Source organism: Shewanella litoralis (assembly GCF_009828585.1).
In the GTDB taxonomy this organism is placed as follows: Bacteria; Pseudomonadota; Gammaproteobacteria; order Enterobacterales; family Shewanellaceae; genus Shewanella; species Shewanella litoralis.
In genome coordinates this window covers 1-292 of the sequence record NZ_WSRZ01000146.1, presented here as the reverse complement: position 1 = coordinate 292, position 292 = coordinate 1, and the positions used below count along the sequence as shown (strand labels likewise).

Genomic DNA, 292 nt, shown 5'->3' with positions numbered 1-292 from the left:
GACCAATTGGTTAAAAGCCAACTGCTCTACCGACTGAGCTAACGACCCATCTTGGTTTTTATAAGCTTTACTGCTTACTGGAGCAAAAGCCAACTGTCTATGTTTCAAGACCGACTGAGCTAACGCCCCATCTGGTATAACGCTTAAATTCTTTAACCACGATTTAAAAAGTGGTGGGTCGTGAAGGATTCGAACCTTCGACCAATTGGTTAAAAGCCAACTGCTCTACCGACTGAGCTAACGACCCATCTTGGTTTTTATAAGCTTTACTGCTTACTGGAACAAAAGCCAA

At 42.8% G+C, this 292-nt stretch carries 1 tRNA gene; it reads right to left on the bottom strand.

The features are described 5' to 3' along the window. Positions 1-171: 171 nt before the first annotated feature. Positions 172-247, bottom strand: a tRNA-Lys gene (locus tag GQA99_RS20435). Between the last annotated feature and the right edge of the window lie 45 nt (positions 248-292).